The organism is Pseudomonas sp. ZY71, assembly GCF_036542145.1.
GTDB classification, from domain to species: Bacteria; Pseudomonadota; Gammaproteobacteria; order Pseudomonadales; family Pseudomonadaceae; genus Aquipseudomonas; species Aquipseudomonas koreensis_A.
In genome coordinates this window covers 2737141-2758661 of sequence record NZ_CP144274.1, presented here as the reverse complement: position 1 = coordinate 2758661, position 21521 = coordinate 2737141, and the positions used below count along the sequence as shown (strand labels likewise).

Here is a 21521-nt window from a genome sequence, read left to right as displayed (position 1 = left end):
GCTGTTCTGGTCTGAGCTTCAGAGTGCGCGGCGCCGAGTTGCTCAGCGGTGTCAGCCTTGAAGTTCAGCGCGGCGAAACCCTCGGCATCGTCGGGCCGAATGGATCCGGCAAATCCACCCTGCTCAAACTGCTGGCCGGGTTGCGCGAACCGAGCGCTGGCGAGGTGCTGCTCGAAGGTCAGCGCTTGGGCAAAATGGCCCGGCGCAGCATTGCGCAAAAACTCGCGGTCGTTGAACAACAAGCCGACACCGACGACGGCATTCGCGTGTTCGATGCCGTGGCGCTGGGTCGCACGCCATGGCTGTCGGCGCTGCAACCGTGGTCGCAGGTGGACGACGCCATCGTCGAGCAGGCGTTGACTGACGTTGACGCGATGCACCTGCGCACGCGCCTGTGGCGCAGCCTGTCGGGTGGTGAGCGACAACGGGTACACATTGCTCGGGCCCTGGCGCAGCGACCGCAAATCCTGTTGCTGGACGAACCGGCCAACCACCTCGACATTCAGCATCAACTGACCATCCTCAACGTGGTACAGGCGTTGCCGGTGACCACGCTGATCGCCTTGCATGATCTTAATCAGGCGTTGAAGTGTGATCGTCTGGCGGTGCTGGAGCGCGGGCGGTTGGTGGCGTTGGGCAAACCGTTGGAAGTGCTGACACCGCAGCGCTTACAGGAGACGTTCGGGGTCAGGGCGCACTATCTGACGGACCCGTTCGATGGGGCGCAGATTCTCAGATTTCACTCATGACGTTGTGCATGTGAGTGGTCTGCCACACCGGGTCAGCGTCGACATCGATTATCTCGAAGCCCTGCCGCTGCCAGAACGCGATGGCCCCCGGCAGAAACGGATGGGTGTGCAGGTAGATCACCTCGACTCCGTCGGCGAGTGCCAGGTCTTTGAGTGATCGATATATCGCCGCGGCCAACCCTGAGCGGCGCTGCGATGGCAGGACAAACAGACGGACGATTTCCACCACTTCAAGATCCGGATAGGGCAAGTGCGCGAAGCGCCGGTCGTAAGGGAGATAGCCGATGGACGCGACGATTTGTCCTTCATGGCGAGCGATCAGAAAGCGCCCTGCCCCACGCAGATAAACCTCGGCAAAACGCGCCAGATCGTCGGGCATGCCGGTCGCGCTGAGCTTGGGGAAAAGCTCGGCACGGGCCTTTAGAACAAAATCCAGAACTTCAGGAATGTCTGCGTCGGACACGGTCTGGATAACGGGTTGATCACTCATGTAGCGGCAAACACCTGGGATGCGGCTGGCCACATTAACAACAGCTTTTCGGCGATGCCATGAGAATTCCCGTTTCTGAAAATACATACACAACCCCTGTAGGAGTGAGCCTGCTCGCGATAGCGGTGTGTCAGTCACCGATGAGTTGACTGACACACCGCTATCGCGAGCAGGCTCACTCCTACAAGGGGTTGTGTTTATTCAGGTGGTTAAGGTGTCAGGCCAACTCTTTGCGCAGCTGCCGGGCGGCAGTAACCATGTGCACCAGCGCCGCTTCCGTCTCCGGCCAGCCACGGGTTTTCAAACCGCAATCCGGGTTGACCCATAGCCGCTCAGCCGGAATCCGCTTGGCAGCCTTGCGCAGCAGATTAGCCATTTCAGAAGCATCCGGGATGCGTGGCGAGTGAATGTCGTAGACGCCCGGGCCGATGTCGTTCGGGTAAGCGAAGGCTTCGAAGGCCTCCAGCAATTCCATGTCCGAACGCGAGGTTTCGATGGTGATCACGTCGGCATCCATCGCCGCAATCGACTCGATCACATCGTTGAACTCGCTGTAGCACATGTGCGTGTGGATCTGCGTTTCGTCGCGCACACCCGAGGCGCACAGGCGAAATACTTCCGTCGCCCAGTCCAGATAATGCTGCCACTGCGCCTGACGCAACGGCAGCCCCTCACGGAACGCTGCCTCGTCGATCTGTACGATCTTGATGCCGGCGGCTTCCAGATCGACCACTTCGTCGCGAATCGCCAGCGCCAGTTGCCGCGCCTGCACTTCACGGCTGACGTCTTCACGGGGGAACGACCACATCAGCATGGTCACCGGGCCGGTCAGCATGCCTTTCATGACTTTGTCGGTCAGGCCTTGGGCGTAGCGGATCCACTCGACAGTCATGGCTTGCGGACGGCTGAGGTCGCCGAAGATCACCGCCGGTTTCACGCAGCGCGAACCGTAACTTTGTACCCAGCCGAAACGGGTGAACACATAGCCGTCCAGTTGCTCGGCGAAATATTCGACCATGTCGTTGCGCTCGGCTTCACCGTGCACCAGCACATCGAGGCCCAGACGCTCCTGGATTTCCACCGCGTGGCGGATTTCGCTGTGCATCGCTTCGGTATATTCAGCTGCGCTCAACTTGCCTTGCTTGAACGACTGACGCGCGAGACGGATCGAAGCGGTTTGCGGGAACGAACCGATCGTCGTGGTCGGGAACAATGGCAGATCGAGTCCGGCGCGCTGCTTGGCGATGCGCTGGGCGAACAGCGACTGACGCTGACTGTCCTTGGCCGTAATCGCGGCGACACGTGCCTGAACGGCCGGTTTGTGAATGCGCGGCGAGGCAGCGCGGGCCGCCTGCACCGAGCGACTTTCAGTCAATACACGCAGCACTTTCGGCGCCTCAGGCTGATTGACGGCATGCGCCAGAACAGCCACTTCTTCGCACTTCTGCACGGCGAAGGCCAGCCAGCTTTTCAACTCGGCATCGAGTTTGTCTTCACGCCCCAGATCCACCGGGCTGTGCAGCAGCGAGCAGGACGGTGCGATCCACAGGCGATCACCCAGACGCTCATGGGCATGCTGCAACGTCGCCAAGGCACTTTCCAGATCGCAGCGCCAGACGTTACGGCCGTTGACCACACCCAGAGACAACACTTTATAAGCCGGCAGACGATCGAGAATGGTCGGGTACTGTTCCGGTGCGCGCACCAGATCAATGTGCAAACCGTCGACCGGCAGGTTGGCCGCCAGACCGAGGTTTTCTTCCAGACCACCGAAGTACGTGGCCAGCAGTTTTTTCAGCGGATCACGCTGGATCTGGTTGTAGGCACGCTCGAAAGCGTTCTTCCATTCCTGCGGCAGATCGAGCACCAGAATCGGCTCGTCGATCTGTACCCACTCGACACCCTGGGCGGCGAGGCGCGAGAAGATCTGGCCGTACAGCGGCAGCAGGCGATCAAGCAATTCGAGCTTGTCGAATTCGGCGCCCTTGGCCTTGCCCAGCCACAGATAAGTCAGCGGGCCGATGATCACCGGTTTGACGTTGTGGCCCAGTGCGCGGGCTTCTTCGACTTCTTCGAACAACTGCTCCCAGCCCAACTGAAACTGCTGATCCGCGCTGAATTCCGGGACCAGATAGTGGTAGTTGGTGTCGAACCATTTGGTCATTTCCTGGGCGTGCGCACCGCCGCAGCAACTGTCGCTGACGCCACGGGCCATAGCGAACAGGGTCTGCAGATTGGCTTTGCCGTCGTGCGGACGGAAGCGTTCAGGAATCACACCGAACATCAGCGAATGCGTCAGGACCTGGTCGTACCAGGCGAAATCGCCGACCGGCAGCAGTTCGATGCCGGCGTTTTTCTGCAGGTCCCAGTGCGCCTTGCGCAGCTCGCGCCCCACTTCACGCAGGCCGGCCTCGTTCAGTTCTCCTTTCCAGAACGCCTCTTGCGCTTTCTTCAGTTCGCGGTCGCGACCGATGCGCGGAAATCCAAGGGAATGGGCCAGTGCCATAACAAACAACTCCAATGTCTTGTTGATGGCGGCCATTGTCGGCATCGTTCGCTAGTGAGACAAACTCAATTTAATCTTGATCAACACGAGTTTCCCTCATGATCAAATCATCGCAGCCTGTCACCTGAAGACATTGCAGAGTTGAGAGCGCGGGCGACGGCTGGACGGTTTTTGCGGCAGTAAATTTCTTGGTAATTCAAGCTGTTCGTCGCCATGAAGACGCCCTTTGAAAACTCGATGACGCCTCCGTATAAACGCCCCCGAAAGCACCCCGGCAGGTCTTTGATTTCGATCTATCGTTAGATCGAAATGGCTGTATTTGCGACCGACTAAAGGTTGCGACAGCTGATGTCTGAGCCTATGTTGCACGCGAGTCTTTTCCCCGCGATTGGAACGCGATCAACACCACTAAGAGGTGAAGAAATGTCAAAGGAATCACGCCCTGCCGTACTTGGGCTGATCGGCAATACTCCACTGGTGCAAGTCACCCGCTTCGACACCGGGCCTTGCACGCTGTTTCTCAAACTTGAATCGCAGAACCCCGGTGGTTCGATCAAGGACCGCATCGGTCTGGCGATGATCGACGCCGCCGAGCGTGATGGTCGTCTGCAACCCGGAGGCACCATCGTTGAGGCCACCGCCGGCAACACCGGCCTGGGCCTGGCACTGGTTGGCCGCGCCAAAGGTTATCGCGTGGTGCTGGTGGTACCGGACAAAATGTCCACCGAGAAAGTCCTGCACTTGAAGGCCATGGGCGCCGAGGTGCACATCACCCGCTCCGACGTCGGCAAGGGCCATCCCGAGTATTACCAGGACGTCGCCGCCCGTTTGGCGAAAGACATTCCCGGCGCATTTTTCGCCGACCAGTTCAATAACCCGGCCAACCCGCTGGCCCACGAATGCAGCACCGCGCCGGAAATCTGGGCGCAGACCGAACATGATCTGGACGCGATCGTCGTCGGTGTCGGTTCGGCCGGTACGCTGACCGGCCTGAGTCGCTTCTTCAAGCGTGTGCAACCGGATCTGGAAATGGTCCTCGCCGATCCGATCGGCTCGGTCATGGCGCAATACAGCCGTGACGGCACGATGCCGACGCCCGGTTCATGGGCGGTGGAAGGCATTGGTGAAGACTTTATTCCATCGATTACCGACCTCTCCAGCGTGCGCCACGCCTACTCGATCAGCGATGAAGAAAGCTTTGATCACGCGCGTCAGTTGCTCAAGGCCGAAGGCATTCTCGGCGGCTCCTCGACCGGCACCTTGCTCGCGGCGGCGCTGCGTTATTGCCGCGAACAGACCGAGCCAAAACGCGTGGTCAGCTTCGTCTGCGACACCGGCACGCGCTACTTGTCGAAGGTTTACAACGACCAATGGATGACCGATCAAGGCCTGTTGCAGCGCAAGGGTTACGGTGACCTGCGCGACCTGATCGCCCGCCGCTTCGAGGACGGCCGCGTGATCAGCGTCGGCCCTGACGACACCCTGCTGACCGCGTTCCAGCGCATGCGCCTGGCCGATGTTTCGCAATTGCCGGTGCTGGTGGAAGGCAAGCAACTGGTCGGCGTGATCGACGAATCCGACATCCTCCTGCCGGTGCACGAAGACGCCGCGCGCTTCAGCCAATCGGTGTCCAGCGTGATGACCGACAAGCTGCAAACCCTTGCCCCCGGTGCCAGCCTTTCCGAGCTGGAAGCGGTGCTCAGCCGTGGTCTCGTCGCGATCATTGCCGATACATCGGGCTTCCATGGCCTGATCACCCGCACCGACATGCTCAACCAATTACGGAGATCCCTCGCATGAGTCAGCACGACGATAAATCCCAAGGCTTCGCGACCCGGGTGATCCACGCCGGGCAGACGCCAGACCCGACCACCGGCGCGCTGATGCCGCCGATCTACGCCAACTCCACGTACCTGCAAGACAGCCCCGGTGTGCACAAGGGTTTCGACTACGGCCGCTCGCACAACCCAACGCGTTTTGCGTTGGAGCGTTGCGTGGCGGACCTTGAAGGCGGCACCCAGGCGTTCGCGTTCGCCTCCGGGCTGGCGACGATTTCCACGGTGCTCGAACTGATCGATGCCGGTTCGCACGTGATCTCCGGCAATGACTTGTACGGCGGCACGTTCCGCCTGTTCGACAAGGTCCGTCAGCGCAGTGCCGGACACCGTTTCAGCTACGTCGATCTGACTGACCTGGCGGCGTTCGAAGCGGCGCTGCAGGACGACACACGCCTGGTGATTGTCGAGTCACCGACCAACCCGCTGTTGAGCCTGTCGGACCTCGCCGCTATCGCCCGTATCTGCCGCGCTCGCGGGATCATCAGCGTGGCCGACAACACCTTTGCCAGCCCGTATATCCAGCGGCCGCTGGAGCTGGGTTTCGATATCGTCCTGCACTCAACCACCAAGTACCTGAATGGTCACTCCGATGTGATCGGCGGTATTGCGGTGGTTGGGCAGAATGCTGAACTGGCCGAGAAGCTGGGCTTCTTGCAGAACGCCGTCGGTGCGATTGCCGGGCCGTTCGATGCGTTCCTGACCTTGCGCGGGGTGAAAACCCTGGCGTTGCGCATGGAGCGTCATTGCAGCAACGCACTGGATCTGGCGCAGTGGCTGGAGCAGCAGCCTCAGGTCAAACGCGTCTACTATCCGGGGCTGGCCTCGCATCCGCAGCATGAGTTGGCCAAGCGCCAGATGCGCGGTTTCGGCGGGATGATTTCCGTGGATCTGAACAGTGATCTGGCGGGCGCGCGGCGCTTCCTTGAGAACGTGAAGATCTTCGCCTTGGCGGAAAGTCTCGGCGGCGTGGAGAGCCTGATCGAGCACCCGGCGATCATGACCCACGCGACCATTCCGGCTGATACCCGGTCGAAACTGGGGATTGGCGATGGTCTGGTGCGTCTGTCGGTGGGCGTTGAAGACGTCGAAGACCTGCGCGCCGACCTGGCGCAAGCGCTGCAATCGATCTGACCTGGCAAGAACGACAAAGCCCGCACGAAGCGGGCTTTGATGTTCGAGCAGGCGGCCAGTGCTGGTCTCTGGCTTACAAGGTTTATCGGGCTTCCCACAGTACCGGGCCAAATTGAAAAGGTACGGCCTCGGCTGCTTCACACGGCATAAGGGCTGGATCTCAGCGCGGAGATCTTTCTAACCGTGTACCTTTCGGAGCGCGCCCCACGCCCCCTTGCTATCCGATTGCGCATCAGTCTGCGTCTTCGCCTACATCTTTGAGCCTAGCAAAGGCTCGTGGACGCGGGTGAGTGTTTTTAGACTGATTCGAGCTTTGCCCCAATCGGGCAGGAAGAGAAGCGCCTAACGGCCGCCGCCCCCCGCCGCACTAGCACATTTGTGCTAATCGACCGCCCTGCCAGGCGGCGTTATATTCCCTCGCACCCCTCGATGCTCCTCCACGTTGCCTGTTCGCAGCGTGCGGGATCGTTGTGCCTGGAAATCAGAACAACACCAAGGAAGAAACACCATGAAATCCCTGATCGCAACACTCACCCTCAGCGCCCTGTTCCTCACTGGCTGCGCCACGCCGAAACAATGGGAAGCCACCGGCGGCAGCAAAAACGATGGTGTCGTCCAGGTCTCCTATGAACTGGGCCAGTTCGAAAGCGGCCAGACCAGCGCCGAACAAGGCCTGACCGTCGCCGCGCAACGCTGCAAGACCTGGGGCTACAAAAACGCCGAGGTCACCGGCTCCGAAAAAAACATCTGCCGCACCATGGGCCAGTACAACTGCCTGCAAACCACCATCACTCAGGATTACCTGTGCAAGCGCTAGACGCTTGACCCTGTAGGAGCTGTCGAGTGAAACGAGGCTGCGATCTTTTGATTTTGATCCTGACCCTGAAAAAGAAGATCAAAAGATCGCAGCGCGCCGCAGCTCCTACAGGGGTTGGATTTGCGGTCGGCGGTCGCGCAAGGTTCGCAACGTCGCGCGCAGTTCGGCCGGGCGCACCGGCTTGGACAAGATCGCGATGTGGCGGTCATGCAAGGCGGCCTGGATTTTTTCGACGTCATGTCCAGTGATGATCATTGCCGGCACTGCCCAGCCCCGCTGTTGACGCACATCGTCGATGCATTCGATGCCAGTGGCGTGGGTGCCGAGGTCATAGTCGGCGACGATGATGTCGCAATCGGTGACCAGGTCCTGAGCCGTCAACTCGGCCTGAACCACACAGCCCCAACGCTCCAATAACGCCGAAGTCGCGAGCAATACGTTGCGATCATCCTCCACCAGACACACCTTCAACCCGGTCAGCAAACCGACCTGACGTGCTTCATCACGATTGACCGTTACTTGCGGCGGCGCGGTGATCGGCAAGCCGTACAAAGTCACCGCCGTGCCCCGTCCAAGCTGCGAACGCAGGGCAACGCCGACACCGATCAACTCGCCCAGTCGCTTGACGATCGACAGCCCCAACCCGACGCCTTCGACATCCTTGTCGCGTACTTGGCGCACCCGATAAAACTCCTCGAACACCTTGGCCAGATGTTCTTCGGCGATACCGTTGCCGCGGTCATAAATCACGATGGCCAGCCCTGCCCCGCGCCGGCGCACACCGATCAGCACCGGCCGATGCGCACCATATTTGAAGCAGTTGGAAAGCACGTTCTGCACCATGGTCGCCAGCAACGCCGGATCGGTTTGCACCCAATACTCACAGGGGCGAAAACGCAACTCCACTCCAGCCCAACGTGCCGCTTCGGCGTTCTGGCGAATCAGATCTGTGAGCCATTCACCTAAATTGAAGGTTTGCAGTTTGGGCAGAACCCGGCCGTTATCGAGGGTGTACAGATCGAGAATCGAGCGGAACAGTTGCGAAACGTTGAGCAGCGATCGGTCGATGTTATCGACCAGACGCCGCTCCTCATCGCCCAACTGCGATTCCCGCAGGCACGCGGTAAACAGACCGATGGAGTGAATCGGCTGGCGCAGGTCATGACTGGCCTGGGCGAGAAACCGCGACTTTTCCAGATTCGCCGCCACCGCTTCTTCGGAGGCCTTGCGCGTACGCTCCAGCAGCAAGTGCGCATAAAACGGGATCACCGTGCTGGTGATCATCAGCATCAACACCATAAACGGCTGTGCCTGCCACACCGGGGTCAGGCGATAAACACACAGCAACGCCAGCAAGGCCAGCACCGTGGCAATCGCCAGATAGCGTGAGCCGTAACGCATGCCATTACCCAGATTGACCCAGATAATCACCGCATACAGTGGCAACGCCGCCTCGCCACCGACCACCAGACCGAAACAGGTGCCGGTGTAATCGTGGACCATGGAAAAAATCCGCCGCGCCGGGTAATGCCCCGGCCAGCGTGCAATCGCCTGACGCAAACCGATCGAGGCCAGCAAAAACAGGATGATGTAGGTGACAACGGGCAGATAGGTATCGAAGCGCTGGCCTGGCAAAAAACCCAGTATGAGCATGTAAACCACGGCAATACTGGCGATGATGATGCGCAGGTTGGCCTGGTCGAGTTCGGTGTTTTTCTCGAACTTCATGGTTAAACGTCCTTGTGCGGCAATCGTCAGTTTCCGAATCAGCCTACAGGCAAACTTCGCGCCCGGTGCTAAGGTGCAAGCCTTGAGTAACGCCTGACCCAGGGAGGGTCATGCCATGACCTGCCGAATTATCATAGCCGACGATCACCCGCTGTTTCGCGAAGCGATGCTGCGCACGGTTCAGCGGTTGCTGCCCGAGGCCGTTATCGACGAAGCCGGCGATCTCGACGCCGTGCTGGCGCTGCTGCCTTTGGGTGATGAGCCGGACACGCTGATGCTTGATTTGCGTTTTCCTAGGCTCACGTGTGTAAGCCAGCTCGGCGAACTGCGTCGGCGCTTGCCGCGTACCACGCTGATTGTGGTGTCGATGGTCGATGATGAGTCGCTGATCAGCGAAGTCATGGCCGCCGGTATCGACGGTTTTATCGGCAAAAACATCGCTCCGGACGAAATCGGTCAGGCAATTCTGGCAATTCGCGAAGGTGAAGTACTGGTGAAGTTCGCGCCGTCAGGCCTGCTGCCGCTGGAAACCGGCGCCGCCCTCACGCCTCGTCAGCAAGACGTGCTGCGCTTGATTGCCCAAGGCAAAACCAACAAGGAAATCGCCCGCGAACTGGAGATCTCCCCGTTCACGGTGCGGATTCATGTGTCTTCTTTATTGCGTACGCTGAACGTGCCCTCGCGAGCGGCCGCCGCCGTGAAATACACGGGGACTCTGTAGCTGCAGCAATTCCATGGCCGCAGAGGAAAATCGGTAGGTCTTGTCACTGCCAAGCACGATCAGCCCCTCTTCACCCAGACGCTTGAGCACTTCACGCACACTGACGAACGACAGCTCGGGCGATGAAGACTCGACAAACGCATGCACGCCATTCACCCCGATCCCATGCCCGTCGCGGCCGGCCACCACCAGTGCATTGATGACTTTGAAGCGGATCAGGCTGGTGCGCAGCCCAAAGTGGCGCAGCAGTTCGCGAATATGCGTATTGGCGCTGCGATCAAACTCAAAGGCCAATGGGTTGTTCGCTGCCCGAAACGCTGAAGGTGCGTTTACAGCGCCAACGCCTGGGTGGTTAAACATGGCGAATACTCCCTTTCTGAAATGTTCAGGCGGGTTGCAGCTGCTTCCCGCCTGCCGACCACGTGTCGGACAGGCAACGTGATCGTGACTTTCTATATAGAAGGTGACGACAGCGCCGCCCTTCCCGCCCCGTCAGAAATCGACCGTGGCCGACAGCTGCAAGGTCCGCGGGTAACCCGGAGAGAACGCGCCGTAGGACGCCACGCCCGACCAGTACTCACGATCGAAGACGTTCTGCACGGTGGCGCGGAACGTCGTTGGCCGGCCTTCGATTTTGGTCGCATAACGCGCGCCGGCGTCGACGCGGGTCCAGGCATCCAGCTCCTGAGTATTGGCCTGGTTGACGTACTGGCTGTCGGTGTAGATCGCCCCGCCGGTGAGGGTGAAGCCTTCAAGCCATGGCGTGTCCCATTCGGCCCAGAGGTTGGCTTGCACGTCCGGCACGCCAACCGGTTTGTTGCCACGGTTGGCCTTGGTCGCCGAATCGGTCAGTTCACCGTCGAGCACGGTCACGCCGCCCATCAGGCGAGTGCCCGGGGCCACTTCGCCGAACATGCTCAACTCGACACCACGGTTGCGTTGTTCAGCCTGCACAGAGAACACGTTGTCGGCACCGACTTCACCGCTCGGCTTCTCGATCTGGAACAACGCCAGCGTGGTCATGAACGTACCGTGCTCGTACTTGACGCCAATCTCATGCTGCTTGGATTCGTACGGGGCGAAGGTTTCGCCAGCATTGGACGCCGTGCCCGGGGCGATATCGCCCTTGCTCAAGCCTTCGACATAATTGTAGTAGAGCGAAACGTCTTGCCAAGGCTTGACCACCACGCCGACCAGCGGGCTCGTGGCGTTGTCCTTGTATTTCGAACTGACCGCACCGGCCGCGTTGTAGTTACGCGATTCGATGTCCTGACGACGCACGCCGAGGGTCAACTGGAAGCGGTCATCGAGCATCGACATTGTGTCGGTCAACGCCACCCCGGACAGCTCCGATTCGGAAACGCGCAACACCTTTGGCGAGTTGATGTACTGCTGCGGCCTGTCGATCGGGTGGTAGATATTCGACAGGATGGCCGTGCCGTTGTTGATGCCGCGTGACAGCTCATCCTGATAACGGGTCGCCATGACCGTGGTGGTGTGGGTGATCGGGCCAGTAGCAAACACACCACGCATACCGACGTCAGCCGTCGAGCGATCAACGTTGAATTTGTAGTAGCCGGGAATGTTGCTGGTATCACCGGCGTCGTTGAGGATTCTCGGCACCTGGTCGGACAGGCGCTTGACGTCGGACTTGCCGCCACCAGCATGGGCGAACACGGTGACGTTGTCGGTCAGGTCATATTCGCCACCGAGCAACGCCGACTGCTCTTTGGTATCCGACCAGCCCCAGTCCTGCGAGTGATTGGTGCGGCCGTTCGGCGCAGACGGCACATCAACGCCCGGCGCGATGGTGAAGGGCCGCGAAGCGCCCTCCCAGCTTTCTTTCTGGCTGATGTAATCGAGGTTCAGGCGCAGACGCTCGCCGCGATAATCCAGAGCGATGGCGCCGACACCGAGGTCGCGATGCTGATCATCGACGGCGGTATCGCCACCCTGCAGGTTGCCGTTGAAACGCACGCCGAACTGGTTCTCCGAACCGAAGCGCCGGCTCAGGTCCAGGTGCCCGCCGACCTGAGAATCCGAGGCATAGGTGCCGGTAAACCGGGTCAGGTCTTCATCCAGCGGACGCTTGGGCACGATGTTGATCACGCCGCCGACGCCGCTGTTCGGCGAGATGCCGTACATCAGCGCGCCCGGCCCCTTGAGCACTTCAACGCGCTCGGCGTAGTCGGTGAACACCCGATAATTCGGCGCGACACCGTAGACGCCGTCGAACGCCAGCTCACCAAGGTTGCCTTCGCCAATCGGGAAGCCACGGATGAAAAACGAGTCGACGATACCGCCAGTCTGCCCGGTCGAGCGTACTGAGGGATCACGTTCCAGCGCATCGGCGACGGTCACGGTTTGCAGATCGGCGAGGGTTTTGGCGGTGTAACTGGTGACGCTGAACGGCGTGTCCATCACGTCTTTGTTGCCCAGCATGCCCAGCCGTGCGCCGCGCGCCACCTGACCACCGGCGAGGGTTTCCGGCAACGCGGTCGCGCCGTTGTAACGGGCGTTGACGTTGGTGGTGTCGAGGGTCAGCGCGTCCGGCGCGGCGTTCGCAGTCGGGTCGGCGGCAACGCCTGTTTGCTCGGGGCTGGCGGCCCAAGCGTTGGCGCTTCCTGCGACCAAAACGAAATTCAGCATGGCGGTACGCACGGCGAGTGTTAACACCCGCTCACCGCAAGGACGACTGACAACAGGCATGACGTGAGGATCCTTTTCATCGAGGGAAAATGGTAATCACTCCTATTGCCAGTCGATCTGCGAAAAAGTATCACCCGCAGTAAAGTTTTTTTCCGTCGCCTGATCAGGGTCAGGCGTAGAGGCGCTCCAGCGGAATCGCGACCACCGGCAGCGCGGGGTCAAACGCGTGCCGGGTGGTCTTGTACGGAAAAATCTCGCCGCGGGCGATGGTGGTGAAAATTCGCGCCACCTCGAACGCCTGCCCGGTCTGCCAATGCCGCACACAGACGCGCGGATCGGAGTAGTCGAACTGGATGCACGGCACCCGTCTCAAGCCCAACTGCAACGCCGCGGTGAAACGGTGATTGCCGTCCATCACGATGCCGCGCGAACGCTCGACGATGATCGGTTCCAGCCAATGCCCGGCGCGGACAATCGACTCGCGCAGCAGCGTCACGTTGGCCGGATCGACCTGCTCCGACTGCAACACGTCGCACAGTGGCCGCAGCGCAATCTGATAACCGTGGTCCATGGTGATCTCCTGATTCGCCGGGGATTCAGCAGGCATCGGCGCGGGCAACCGGCGCATGCTGGCTGGCCACATCGAGCAGGCGTTGGGCGAGTTCGATCAGCGGCAAGTCGACCATCTCGCCGTCCACTTGCACCGCATGGCTGCCCGTGGCCACCGCTCGCATCACACGGTCGGCCCACGCCAGTTGGCGCGAATCCGGCAGGAAGGCGCGCTGCACCGTCGCCAGTTGCCCGGGATGGATGCACAGCTTGGCGCCGAAGCCCAGCGAACGCGCGTATTGCGCGTCTTGGGCAACCACCGCCAAGTCGCTGATTGCCGGCGTCACGCCATCGATCGGCGACGGCAGATCCGCCGTGCGCGACGCCAGCACGATGCGGTTGCGGGCAAACAGAAACGCCTCGGGCACCTGGCTGCAGTTGATATCGAGCGAGAAATCCAGCGAGCCAAACGCCAGCCGCGCCACGCCCGCAATCGCAGCGATCGACTCGACCTGCTGCAGGCCTTTGGCGGTCTCGATGATCGCGACGATCGCCAGCCTCGGTTGCCACTCCAGCAAGCGCTCGACCGCCCGCGCCAGCGTCTCGGGACATTCGGCCTTGGGCAGGAAAATCCCGTCACAACGCTCAGGATGGCGCAGGTCGCTGAGCCAGCTCAGGTCCTGGCGAAACAGCGAACTGCTGACGCTGTTGAGGCGGATGTAACGCTCACAAGCAACGCTCGGCGTTTTCTCCTGCCACGCCTGGATGGCGTCACGGGCGGCGACTTTGCTGTCCGGATGGACGGCGTCCTCGAGGTCGAGAATGATCGCGTCCGGGCCCGCTTCGCAGGCTTTGGAAAAACGCTCGGGACGGTTGCCCGGCACGAACAGGTAGCTGATCGCGAGTGGCGCTTTGCGGCTGAGTCGATCGGATTGCATGGCGTTGCTCCTTTGACGTGAACCCGTCGTGGTTTTTGAAAATTTTCAGGCCCCTTCAACGGCGGATTTGCCTGCCGTGCCGGGGCTTATCGCAACAGCCCTTAACGCCTTATTGATCAAGCAATTAAGAGACTTTTAATCTCGGGACGAACGAGTCCTTGAGCGTGTAAATGCACGTTCATGGATTCGCCTGAAACAGGTCTTTATTGAAAAATATTTGAAAACCTTACTTGATAATCGTTCCTGTTCGCAATATTGTTCACGCCGCCAAGAGGAACTATTCTCGTTTCAAAGCAAGTCATCGGTATCTGCAAAAGTACCTGTCAGTGATGTCACTTAAACATCAGCTACAGGCTGCTACAGGGCAATGGCCAGCAACTAATGGCCATTCAATACATCCGCACAAACCTTATGGAATGGGGTTCTCATGCAATTATTTTGTGAACCATTTATTACGATCAGGGCTACAGATCCAATAGCGGATTTCACTTGGCACCCGCCTCCCGGTTGTTTAAAGCCTCGACGCTGACGAGCAAAAAAAGACAACCCGCATCGATAACGATCGATGATCGGACTATCAATGGCGACGCAACTTTCGACGCTATGGGTCAACTATGCCTACAACAAATAAATCTGCTGTTGAACAGCCGTATAAAGTTCATCACCCGGAAATGTTAACGCCGCTGATCGACCCGGTTATTGCCACGTTTATCAACAAGTTCCCGAACAAACTTGCAGACTTGGTGGAACAACAGGGCTCGCCGTTAAATCTGGTCTGGCCCCATGCGTTTGAATTAAACACGCAAGCGCTGCTGAACGTGTTGAAGCAATACCAGGTTCCCCATGCCATTTTCTACGGGGCCAAGGCCAACAAGTCGCAAAGTATGCTCGGCGCTGCAGCGAATTCGGGGATCGGCGTCGATGTGTCGAGCATTCACGAGTTGAATGCTGCCCTGCGCGCAGGTGTGCCGGGCACCATAATCTGCGCCACAGGACCGGCCAAAACAGCCGTTTTCCATCAAGCGCTGATCAGCGCCGGTTCATTGATCTGTGTGGATTCGCTGGAGGAATTCGATCACCTGCATTGCGTGCTCCCACCACAACCAGGTCCGACGAAAACCAGAGTTTTACTGCGTTACAGACCAAAAAGCAGTCAGAACAGCCGATTCGGAATGGGTTCGAAAGACCTGCTGCAATGCCTGCAACGGTTGGCAGAAAAACCTGAACTTTTTCATTTTGAAGGTTTCCATTTTCACCTCGGCGGCTATGGATTCGAATCCCGCGCACAGGCCTTTCGTGAGGTCAGCGGATTTATCGAGGCGGCCAGGGAAATGGGCTTGAATCCGCAGATGATCGACATCGGTGGCGGCTTGCCGATTCGCTATGTCGAACCTGAGACCTACGCTCAGTTCCTGCAAAATGACAATAACCCGAGCCACTATGACAACCAGAAAGTTCCCGCCACTTATTATCCTTACGGCAGTGAACTGACCGCGACACAATGGCTGACGTTATTACTCGAAGCCGAGCATTCTCACGGCTTGTCGATTGCCAATTACTTGAAGACCCAGCAAGTAACACTGGCACTCGAGCCGGGCCGAAGCCTGGTCGATCAAGCCGCCATTTCAATCTTTCGCGTCACGCGCAGCAAACAATTGGCTGACAATAAAACTGTAATCTTCGTTGAGGGCAGCAGTTTCAGCGCTTGCGAAACCTGGTTTGCCTCGGAATATCTGCTAGATCCAATACTTGTCAGCACCAAACAACAGCCAAACACCCCGACTCAGGCTTATATCGCCGGCCATAGTTGCCTGGACGATGACGTCATCACCCATCGCCTGATCAACTTTGCAACGGCACCGCAAGCCGGTGACTTATTGATTTATATCAACACCGCCGGTTACCAGATGGACTTGCTGGAAAACGAGTTTCATCGCCATCCCCTGCCCCGGCGGCTGATGGCGACCTGTTGTACGGAAGGTAACTATGCGTTTTCACCTGACTACTAAAGGGAACAATTGCAATGATCTTGAATAAAGTCTCTGACCTTATCGGTAATACACCGATGTTGGGCATCGATGTTCCGGATACCAACGCGCGTTTGTTGTTGAAGATTGAAAAGAACAATCCCGGCGGCAGCATCAAAGACCGCATGGCGCGCAACATGGTGCTGGCCGCGCTCAAGTCCGGTCGCTTGAAACCCGGCGGCGTGGTGGTTGAGTCATCGTCGGGCAATACCGGGATTGGCCTGGCCATGGCGGCGGTCGAGTTTGGTCTGCATTTCATCGCCGTGGTCGATCACCACGCCGCGCAAGACAAGATCGCCGTGATGAAGGCCCTCGGTGCCGACATTCGTTTCGTCAAAGGCACTTATCGCGAAGATGAAGTCGCGGTGGTCGAGCGGCAACAGATGGCCGCCGAACTGGCGAGCGAGATTCCCGGCGCGGTGTTCATGAACCAGTCCGACAATGCGGCCAATGCCGGCGGCTACAGCGATTTCGTCCGCGAAACCATCGCGCAGGCTGAAGGCGTGGTCGGCGCTTACGTCGGTTGCGTCGGCACCGGCGGTTCGATGACCGGCATCGCACGCGGCTTGAAAGTGCACAACCCGGACACCGTCACCGTCGCGGTGGAACCGGCCGGTTCGATTGTCTTCGGCCACCCCGGCTACCCGTACTACCAATCCGGCACCGGTACGCCGGCCGGCGACACCGTGGGTCTGGTGCTCGACTACAGCTGCATCGATCTGGGCGTGCAAGTCACCGATTCGCAGGCATTCGAAACCGCCCGCTACATCGCGCGCAACTTCGCCCTGCTGGTCGGCGGCTCGACCGGTGGTGCGATTTTCAAGGCACTGGAGCTGATCCACAAAGGCGTGCTGAGCGGCAACGTCGTGGTGCCGATCGCCGACGGCGGCGAGAAATACCTGCATACCGTGTTCGACGACAAGTGGCTGCAGGAGCGCGATCTGATCGACCCGAGCATCGCCCCGCAACTGGATGCCTGGCTGGGCAAGACCCACTGGCTGGACTCTGTTTCCGCGCCGCTGCAACTGAGCGTCGCATGACCCACCCTTCACACAGGAACGCCTCTCGATGAATCTGTTGAAAGTCGCCATCTGTGGTGGCGGCAGGACCGGCCATCTCAACGCCATCCTGTTCAAGCAGCTACCCAATGTTCAGGTTTCGATGCACACCCATAATCAGGAGGTCATCGAACACCACGCTCGCCAGACGCCGATGCAGGCCTTGTTGCCGGACGGCTCGTCGCTGAGCGCCCGACTCGATCGGGTGACCAGCGACGCGAAAGCCGCGGTGGAAGATGCCGACATCGTCATCATCACCGTGCCGGCCCATGCGCGTCCGCAAACGTTGAAAGACATCGCGCCGCATCTGACCACCAGCAAACCGGTGTTCATCGGCGCAATTCCCGGCTTCTGCGGTTTCGACTGGCTGGCCGAAGCCACCCTGCCCGACCGGCCGAACGTGGTGATCTGGGGCATGAAAGATGTGCCGCACACGGCGTTCGAATTGACCCCGGGACGCTCGATCAAAATGGGCGGCGGCAAAAGCCAGTTGTACGTCGCGACCCACGCCCGGGAGCCACAAACCGCGCGCCGCCAATTGGAAAAAATACTCACGCGGCTGTACGGCCCGTGCGTGACGATGCTCGAGCACTTTCTGGAAATCACCCTGACGCCGGGCAACCCGATCATGCACAGCTCGGTGATCTACGGCCTCATCGGCCCCTACGGCCAGTGGCACCGCAAGATCTTCCCGCAGCGCATGTGCTGGTGGACCGAATGCCCGGAACTCGGCGCCTATTTCCTTGAACGCATGGATCAGGAAAGCCAGCAACTGTGCGCGGTGATCAGCCAGCGCCTGGGCATCGACCTGTCTTCGGTGAAATCGCTGAAACAGGAAATCGTCGAGGCCTACGGCGAGCAGATTCGCGACCCGAGCAGCATGCTGTCGATCCTGCGCACCAATCAGGCCTACAACGACATCCTTGCGCCGATGGTGCCGGCTGCCGACAACCGCGCCGGTTACGTGATCGAGCGCGAGAGCCGCGCCTTCAACGAAGACGTCGCCTACGGCCTGGTGCTGCTGGTGGAAATGGCCAAACGCTTCGACCTCAAGGTGCCTTACATCGAGGAAGTCCTGCAGTGGAGCGTGGCCTACATGGAAGGCCTGCGCGGCTCGGCACTCGACTATTTCCCGCGCCAATGGCCGCACACGACAAGCGCCGCCGCTTGATCTTTTCATTCAATTTTCGATGAGCAGACCGCTGATATGGATGACTTCAAGACACTGATCGCCTACTCCCGCAAAAACGCCATGCGCCGTCTGGTGCGTTGCCTGTTTGCGGAAAACATCCTCGACCGAGCGGCCCTGAGCTTTTCCGTCGAGGGCAACCAGGCCACGTATCCGCTCAAGGGCGGCCGCGCCCACCTGGCTTTTTCCGACATCGCCAAAGGCCCGGCCGATACGGTGGTCAACGACGGTGACGTGGTGTTGGTCACCGATGAAGGCGTGCGCCAGGTGATCACCAGCCACCAGGACATGCTCGATGTGCTGCGCGACAGTTTCGACTTCGCCCCGACCGACGAAGGCGTGGCCGGGCTCAAGTCCGACATGGAAAACAGCCTGAGCAACGACGCCCACGCCCGTCAGCATCGCCAGCATTGGAACGCCCGACTGGCACAAGCCGCCAAGGATCAAGGACTGCACAGCTTCACTGATTACTTGCGCCAGCACGCCAAAACCAAGGACGCCGCGATCCTGCTCGACCAGTGGGGTTCACTGGAAGGTCACCCGTATTACCCGACCTGGAAAGCCCGCCCGGGCCTGACCGATGAAGAGGTCGAGCAACTGTCGCCCGAGTTCAACGCACAGGTGCCCCTGCGCATCGCCGCACTGCGCGCCGACAACGCGAAAAGCGAAAGCATGCCGCACGTGATCGATTACCGCGCCTGGTTCGCCGAGCATTTCCCGACGCAATGGGCGCAATGGAAAGCCTCGCTCAACAGCAAGGGACTGGACGAAAACCAATGGCTGCCCTTGCCGATCCACAGCTGGCATTTACAAGCCTACGTGCTGGAAACCTTCGCGCAGGAAATCGCCGACGGCATTCTGATCACCGATGGCCCGGACCTGCCAACCCTGCCGACCATGTCGTATCGCACGATGATGCCGGTACTGGACGAATCCGCGCCGCTGATCAAACTGCCCATCGCGGTATGGATGACCAGCGAACTGCGCAGCCTGCAAGCCAAGTCGATTCACATGGGCCCGCGCATCAGCACGGTGATCAGCAAGATTCTCGAGACGGAAAACGGCTTCGATCAACGCCTGGAAATCTTCCCGGAAGAAATCGGCGTGCGTTACAAAAACGCGGTAACGCAGGACGATCACCCGGGCCGTCATCTGTCCGTGGTGTATCGCGCCAGCGCACCAGCGTTCGAACGCAACGATGAGTGCCTGCCGATAACCGTGGCGTCACTGTTCACCCGTTTGCCCGGCAGCGGTCGTCCGCTGTTCACCGATCTGATTGAACGTGACGGTGTGCGCGCCAATGCTGCGCAGGTCGAGAACTGGTTCCGCGAGTACGCGAAGGTGGTGACTCACCCGGTGGTGGCGATCTACTTGATGTACGGCATCGGCCTTGAGGCGCACCAGCAAAACACCATGGTGCTGTTCTCCCCGGATGGCAAAGCACGTAGTCTGCTGATCCGCGATTTCGGTGATGGCCGCACTTACGCGCCGTTGCTCGAGGGCCGTGGTTACAGCCTGCAACCACACGTGCAGCCGGGTATTCTGCCGACAGTGTTCTGCGGTGATATCGAGCCAGTACGCATGTTTGTGCTCGACGCGGCGTTCCTCACGCACCTGCATGAGATCGCCCTGTGGCTGACCAAGGAGTACGGTTTCAACAACACACGGCTATGGAAAATCTTGCGCGAAGAAACCGACCTTGCCTTCGAAGCGGTGCGTGACCGGGTCGCGGCAGATGTGTGGGAAACCGAGCACAAGGCGTTCGTCGAAGAGCCTTGGCCAACCCGTTCGTTGTTGCGCATGCACTTGATGCAGTACAGCAACTATCGTTTGCAACACACCCTGACCAACCCGCTCGCTAGCGTTTAACCGAGGCTGACTCATGTCCCAAGCAGGTGCCATCCAGGGTTCGAGAGTAAGAATCCTGATTTATCTTCTATTTGCGATCCAGTTGGTATCGATGGGCGCGATGGAAATGAGCGGGCCGTTCTGGCCTGTCCACCTGCGTGGGCTGACGACCTCCGAGTCGCTTTTCAGCTTCGCCAGCATCGCCGTGTACGTCGGGCCGATGCTGGGCATTATTCTCACCAGTGCATTCTGGGGCCGGATCGGCGATCGCTACGGCCACAAGTTGATGATGATCCGCGCCCTCGCCGGCTTGTCGTTGACCCAGCTTGGGCTGGCGCTCTTCAGTGATATCTGGGTGATTCTGATCCTGCGCTTTCTGCAAGGCGCGTTTGCCGGCTATATCGCGCCGGCACAGGCCTATGGCGTCAGCATTGAAGCGCCGTCGCGGCGCGCACGGCTGTTCGCCATTCTGCAAATCTCGACCAATGTCGGCTCGCTGCTGGGTGCGGTGGTCGGCGGCTTGATCCTCGATTACGCGACGTTCTTCTGGATCAACATCATCGCTTCGGCGCTGTGTGCGGTGTGTACCGTGATCGCCGCCGTGACCTTGCCGGACGTGCCGCCGGTGAAGAAAGCCGTGGTCGTCGACAAAACTGCGCCGGCGCGTTCCGGCAGCCTCTGGCAAGGCTCGCCATTGCTGTCGCTGCTCGGTGTGATGGGCATTCTGTTGCTGGCGCGGATGCTGCCGCAGACCTCGTTTTCGCTGTATGTCAGCTCGGTGTTCGAGGTCAGCAATTCGGTGGTCGGCCTCTGCTACGGCTTGCTGGCGCTGGGCTTCATTCTGTCGGCAACGGCGTGGTCGCGTTATTTCGAACAGCGTGGTCAGCAGGACACCTTGCAGCGCATGACTTACGTGGTCATCGGCTGCATCGTCCTCACTGCGGTGGCAGGCGTCACCCACAACCCGGTGGTGTTTGTCATTGCCTACTTCATTTGGGGCGTGCTGCTCGGTGCAACCACGCCGGTGTTGATGGCGCTGATCTCGAAGACCGCCGACAGCTCGCAACAGGGTCATGTACTGGGCATCGCTCAGGGCACTGCGCAATTCGCTTCGATTGCGGGGATTTCCGCCGGTGGTCTGCTCAGTCAGGTCTACGGTTTGCAGTACACCTATCTGTTTGTTTGCCTCGCTTACGTCGTCGCACTGATCCCGATCGTCGCGTTGCGCTACTGGCCGGCGGCGATGCAAGCAAGCCCTGCCCCGGACGGCGAATGATCAAGGA

16 protein-coding genes and 1 pseudogene are annotated in these 21521 nt (G+C 59.7%); 10 read left to right on the top strand and 7 right to left on the bottom strand.

Annotation, left to right across the window (positions count from 1 at the left end):
* Positions 1-80: 80 nt before the first annotated feature.
* Positions 81-749: pseudogene (locus tag VY732_RS12285) on the top strand (ABC transporter ATP-binding protein); the annotation flags it as partial.
* Here VY732_RS12285 and VY732_RS12280 read toward each other — a convergent pair.
* The gene (locus VY732_RS12280; protein WP_331695859.1) at positions 733-1239 is read right to left on the bottom strand and encodes a GNAT family N-acetyltransferase; all 507 of its coding nucleotides are present in this window, start codon (positions 1237-1239) and stop codon (positions 733-735) included. The pseudogene VY732_RS12285 and the gene VY732_RS12280 overlap by 17 nt on opposite strands.
* A 217-nt stretch (positions 1240-1456) precedes the next feature.
* Positions 1457-3745, bottom strand: coding sequence for a 5-methyltetrahydropteroyltriglutamate--homocysteine S-methyltransferase (gene metE / locus VY732_RS12275; protein WP_331695858.1), 2289 nt, complete (start codon positions 3743-3745; stop codon positions 1457-1459).
* 423 nt (positions 3746-4168) lie between these two features.
* Here metE and VY732_RS12270 point away from each other — a divergent pair, with 423 nt between their 5' ends.
* The 3 genes from VY732_RS12270 to yecR all read left to right on the top strand — a co-directional run bounded on the left by VY732_RS12270 (position 4169) and on the right by yecR (position 7531).
* On the top strand, positions 4169-5545 hold the full coding sequence (locus VY732_RS12270) for a pyridoxal-phosphate dependent enzyme (protein ID WP_123593815.1): 1377 nt from the start codon (positions 4169-4171) through the stop codon (positions 5543-5545).
* Positions 5542-6714 (top strand): cystathionine gamma-synthase, encoded by a 1173-nt coding sequence (locus VY732_RS12265; RefSeq protein WP_331695538.1) that lies wholly within the window; start codon positions 5542-5544, stop codon positions 6712-6714. The genes VY732_RS12270 and VY732_RS12265 overlap by 4 nt, the downstream gene beginning before the upstream one ends.
* Positions 6715-7222: 508 nt before the next feature.
* A complete protein-coding gene (gene yecR / locus VY732_RS12260) occupies positions 7223-7531 on the top strand; it encodes a YecR family lipoprotein (RefSeq protein ID WP_008082757.1) in 309 nt (102 codons plus the stop codon).
* Positions 7532-7636: 105 nt separating this feature from the next.
* On the opposite strand, the gene VY732_RS12255 is transcribed toward yecR, so the two are convergent.
* Entirely contained in the window at positions 7637-9259 is a 1623-nt protein-coding gene (locus VY732_RS12255) for an ATP-binding response regulator (RefSeq protein ID WP_123593817.1), read from the bottom strand.
* Positions 9260-9374: 115 nt separating this feature from the next.
* On the opposite strand from VY732_RS12255, the gene VY732_RS12250 reads away from it, so the two are divergent.
* Complete coding sequence (locus VY732_RS12250) at positions 9375-9980, top strand: response regulator transcription factor (RefSeq protein WP_331695537.1); 606 nt, start codon at positions 9375-9377, stop codon at positions 9978-9980.
* On the opposite strand, the gene VY732_RS12245 is transcribed toward VY732_RS12250, so the two are convergent.
* From VY732_RS12245 to VY732_RS12230, 4 genes are all read right to left on the bottom strand, one after another.
* Positions 9915-10340 carry a fe2+ zn2+ uptake regulation protein gene (locus tag VY732_RS12245; protein ID WP_331695536.1) on the bottom strand — a complete coding sequence of 142 codons (426 nt, stop codon included), beginning with the start codon at positions 10338-10340 and terminating at the stop codon, positions 9915-9917. The two genes, VY732_RS12250 and VY732_RS12245, sit on opposite strands and share 66 nt — an antisense overlap.
* A gap of 132 nt (positions 10341-10472) precedes the next feature.
* Positions 10473-12689, bottom strand: coding sequence for a TonB-dependent receptor (locus tag VY732_RS12240; protein WP_331695535.1), 2217 nt, complete (start codon positions 12687-12689; stop codon positions 10473-10475).
* A 109-nt stretch (positions 12690-12798) separates the two neighbouring features.
* The gene (locus VY732_RS12235; protein ID WP_331695534.1) at positions 12799-13200 is read right to left on the bottom strand and encodes a ParB N-terminal domain-containing protein; all 402 of its coding nucleotides are present in this window, start codon (positions 13198-13200) and stop codon (positions 12799-12801) included.
* A 25-nt stretch (positions 13201-13225) separates the two neighbouring features.
* Complete coding sequence (locus VY732_RS12230; RefSeq protein ID WP_331695533.1) at positions 13226-14116, bottom strand: HpcH/HpaI aldolase/citrate lyase family protein; 891 nt, start codon at positions 14114-14116, stop codon at positions 13226-13228.
* Between the two features lie 614 nt (positions 14117-14730).
* Here VY732_RS12230 and VY732_RS12225 point away from each other — a divergent pair.
* The 5 genes from VY732_RS12225 to VY732_RS12205 are packed head-to-tail and all read left to right on the top strand — an operon-like array spanning position 14731 to position 21514.
* Positions 14731-16125 carry a Y4yA family PLP-dependent enzyme gene (locus VY732_RS12225; RefSeq protein ID WP_331695532.1) on the top strand — a complete coding sequence of 465 codons (1395 nt, stop codon included), beginning with the start codon at positions 14731-14733 and terminating at the stop codon, positions 16123-16125.
* Between the two features lie 14 nt (positions 16126-16139).
* Complete coding sequence (locus VY732_RS12220) at positions 16140-17183, top strand: PLP-dependent cysteine synthase family protein (protein ID WP_331695531.1); 1044 nt, start codon at positions 16140-16142, stop codon at positions 17181-17183.
* Positions 17184-17211: 28 nt separating this feature from the next.
* Positions 17212-18372, top strand: coding sequence for an NAD/NADP-dependent octopine/nopaline dehydrogenase family protein (locus VY732_RS12215; protein ID WP_077573288.1), 1161 nt, complete (start codon positions 17212-17214; stop codon positions 18370-18372).
* Positions 18373-18408: 36 nt separating this feature from the next.
* Complete coding sequence (locus VY732_RS12210) at positions 18409-20259, top strand: IucA/IucC family protein (RefSeq protein WP_331695530.1); 1851 nt, start codon at positions 18409-18411, stop codon at positions 20257-20259.
* 13 nt (positions 20260-20272) lie between these two features.
* Positions 20273-21514, top strand: coding sequence for an MFS transporter (locus VY732_RS12205; protein WP_331695529.1), 1242 nt, complete (start codon positions 20273-20275; stop codon positions 21512-21514).
* Positions 21515-21521 lie beyond the last annotated feature (7 nt).

What these genes read in the sequence shown, in the direction of transcription:
- VY732_RS12225 (WP_331695532.1), top strand. Translation starts at nt 14,731, where the DNA reads ATGCCTACAACAAATAAATCTGCTGTTGAACAGCCGTATAAAGTTCAT.
- VY732_RS12220 (WP_331695531.1), top strand. Translation starts at nt 16,140, where the DNA reads ATGATCTTGAATAAAGTCTCTGACCTTATCGGTAATACACCGATGTTG.
- VY732_RS12215 (WP_077573288.1), top strand. Translation starts at nt 17,212, where the DNA reads ATGAATCTGTTGAAAGTCGCCATCTGTGGTGGCGGCAGGACCGGCCAT.
- yecR (WP_008082757.1), top strand. Translation starts at nt 7,223, where the DNA reads ATGAAATCCCTGATCGCAACACTCACCCTCAGCGCCCTGTTCCTCACT.
- VY732_RS12205 (WP_331695529.1), top strand. Translation starts at nt 20,273, where the DNA reads ATGTCCCAAGCAGGTGCCATCCAGGGTTCGAGAGTAAGAATCCTGATT.
- VY732_RS12270 (WP_123593815.1), top strand. Translation starts at nt 4,169, where the DNA reads ATGTCAAAGGAATCACGCCCTGCCGTACTTGGGCTGATCGGCAATACT.
- VY732_RS12235 (WP_331695534.1), bottom strand. Translation starts at nt 13,200, where the DNA reads ATGGACCACGGTTATCAGATTGCGCTGCGGCCACTGTGCGACGTGTTG.
- VY732_RS12230 (WP_331695533.1), bottom strand. Translation starts at nt 14,116, where the DNA reads ATGCAATCCGATCGACTCAGCCGCAAAGCGCCACTCGCGATCAGCTAC.
- VY732_RS12265 (WP_331695538.1), top strand. Translation starts at nt 5,542, where the DNA reads ATGAGTCAGCACGACGATAAATCCCAAGGCTTCGCGACCCGGGTGATC.
- VY732_RS12240 (WP_331695535.1), bottom strand. Translation starts at nt 12,689, where the DNA reads ATGCCTGTTGTCAGTCGTCCTTGCGGTGAGCGGGTGTTAACACTCGCC.
- VY732_RS12280 (WP_331695859.1), bottom strand. Translation starts at nt 1,239, where the DNA reads ATGAGTGATCAACCCGTTATCCAGACCGTGTCCGACGCAGACATTCCT.
- VY732_RS12255 (WP_123593817.1), bottom strand. Translation starts at nt 9,259, where the DNA reads ATGAAGTTCGAGAAAAACACCGAACTCGACCAGGCCAACCTGCGCATC.
- VY732_RS12210 (WP_331695530.1), top strand. Translation starts at nt 18,409, where the DNA reads ATGGATGACTTCAAGACACTGATCGCCTACTCCCGCAAAAACGCCATG.
- VY732_RS12245 (WP_331695536.1), bottom strand. Translation starts at nt 10,340, where the DNA reads ATGTTTAACCACCCAGGCGTTGGCGCTGTAAACGCACCTTCAGCGTTT.
- metE (WP_331695858.1), bottom strand. Translation starts at nt 3,745, where the DNA reads ATGGCACTGGCCCATTCCCTTGGATTTCCGCGCATCGGTCGCGACCGC.
- VY732_RS12250 (WP_331695537.1), top strand. Translation starts at nt 9,375, where the DNA reads ATGACCTGCCGAATTATCATAGCCGACGATCACCCGCTGTTTCGCGAA.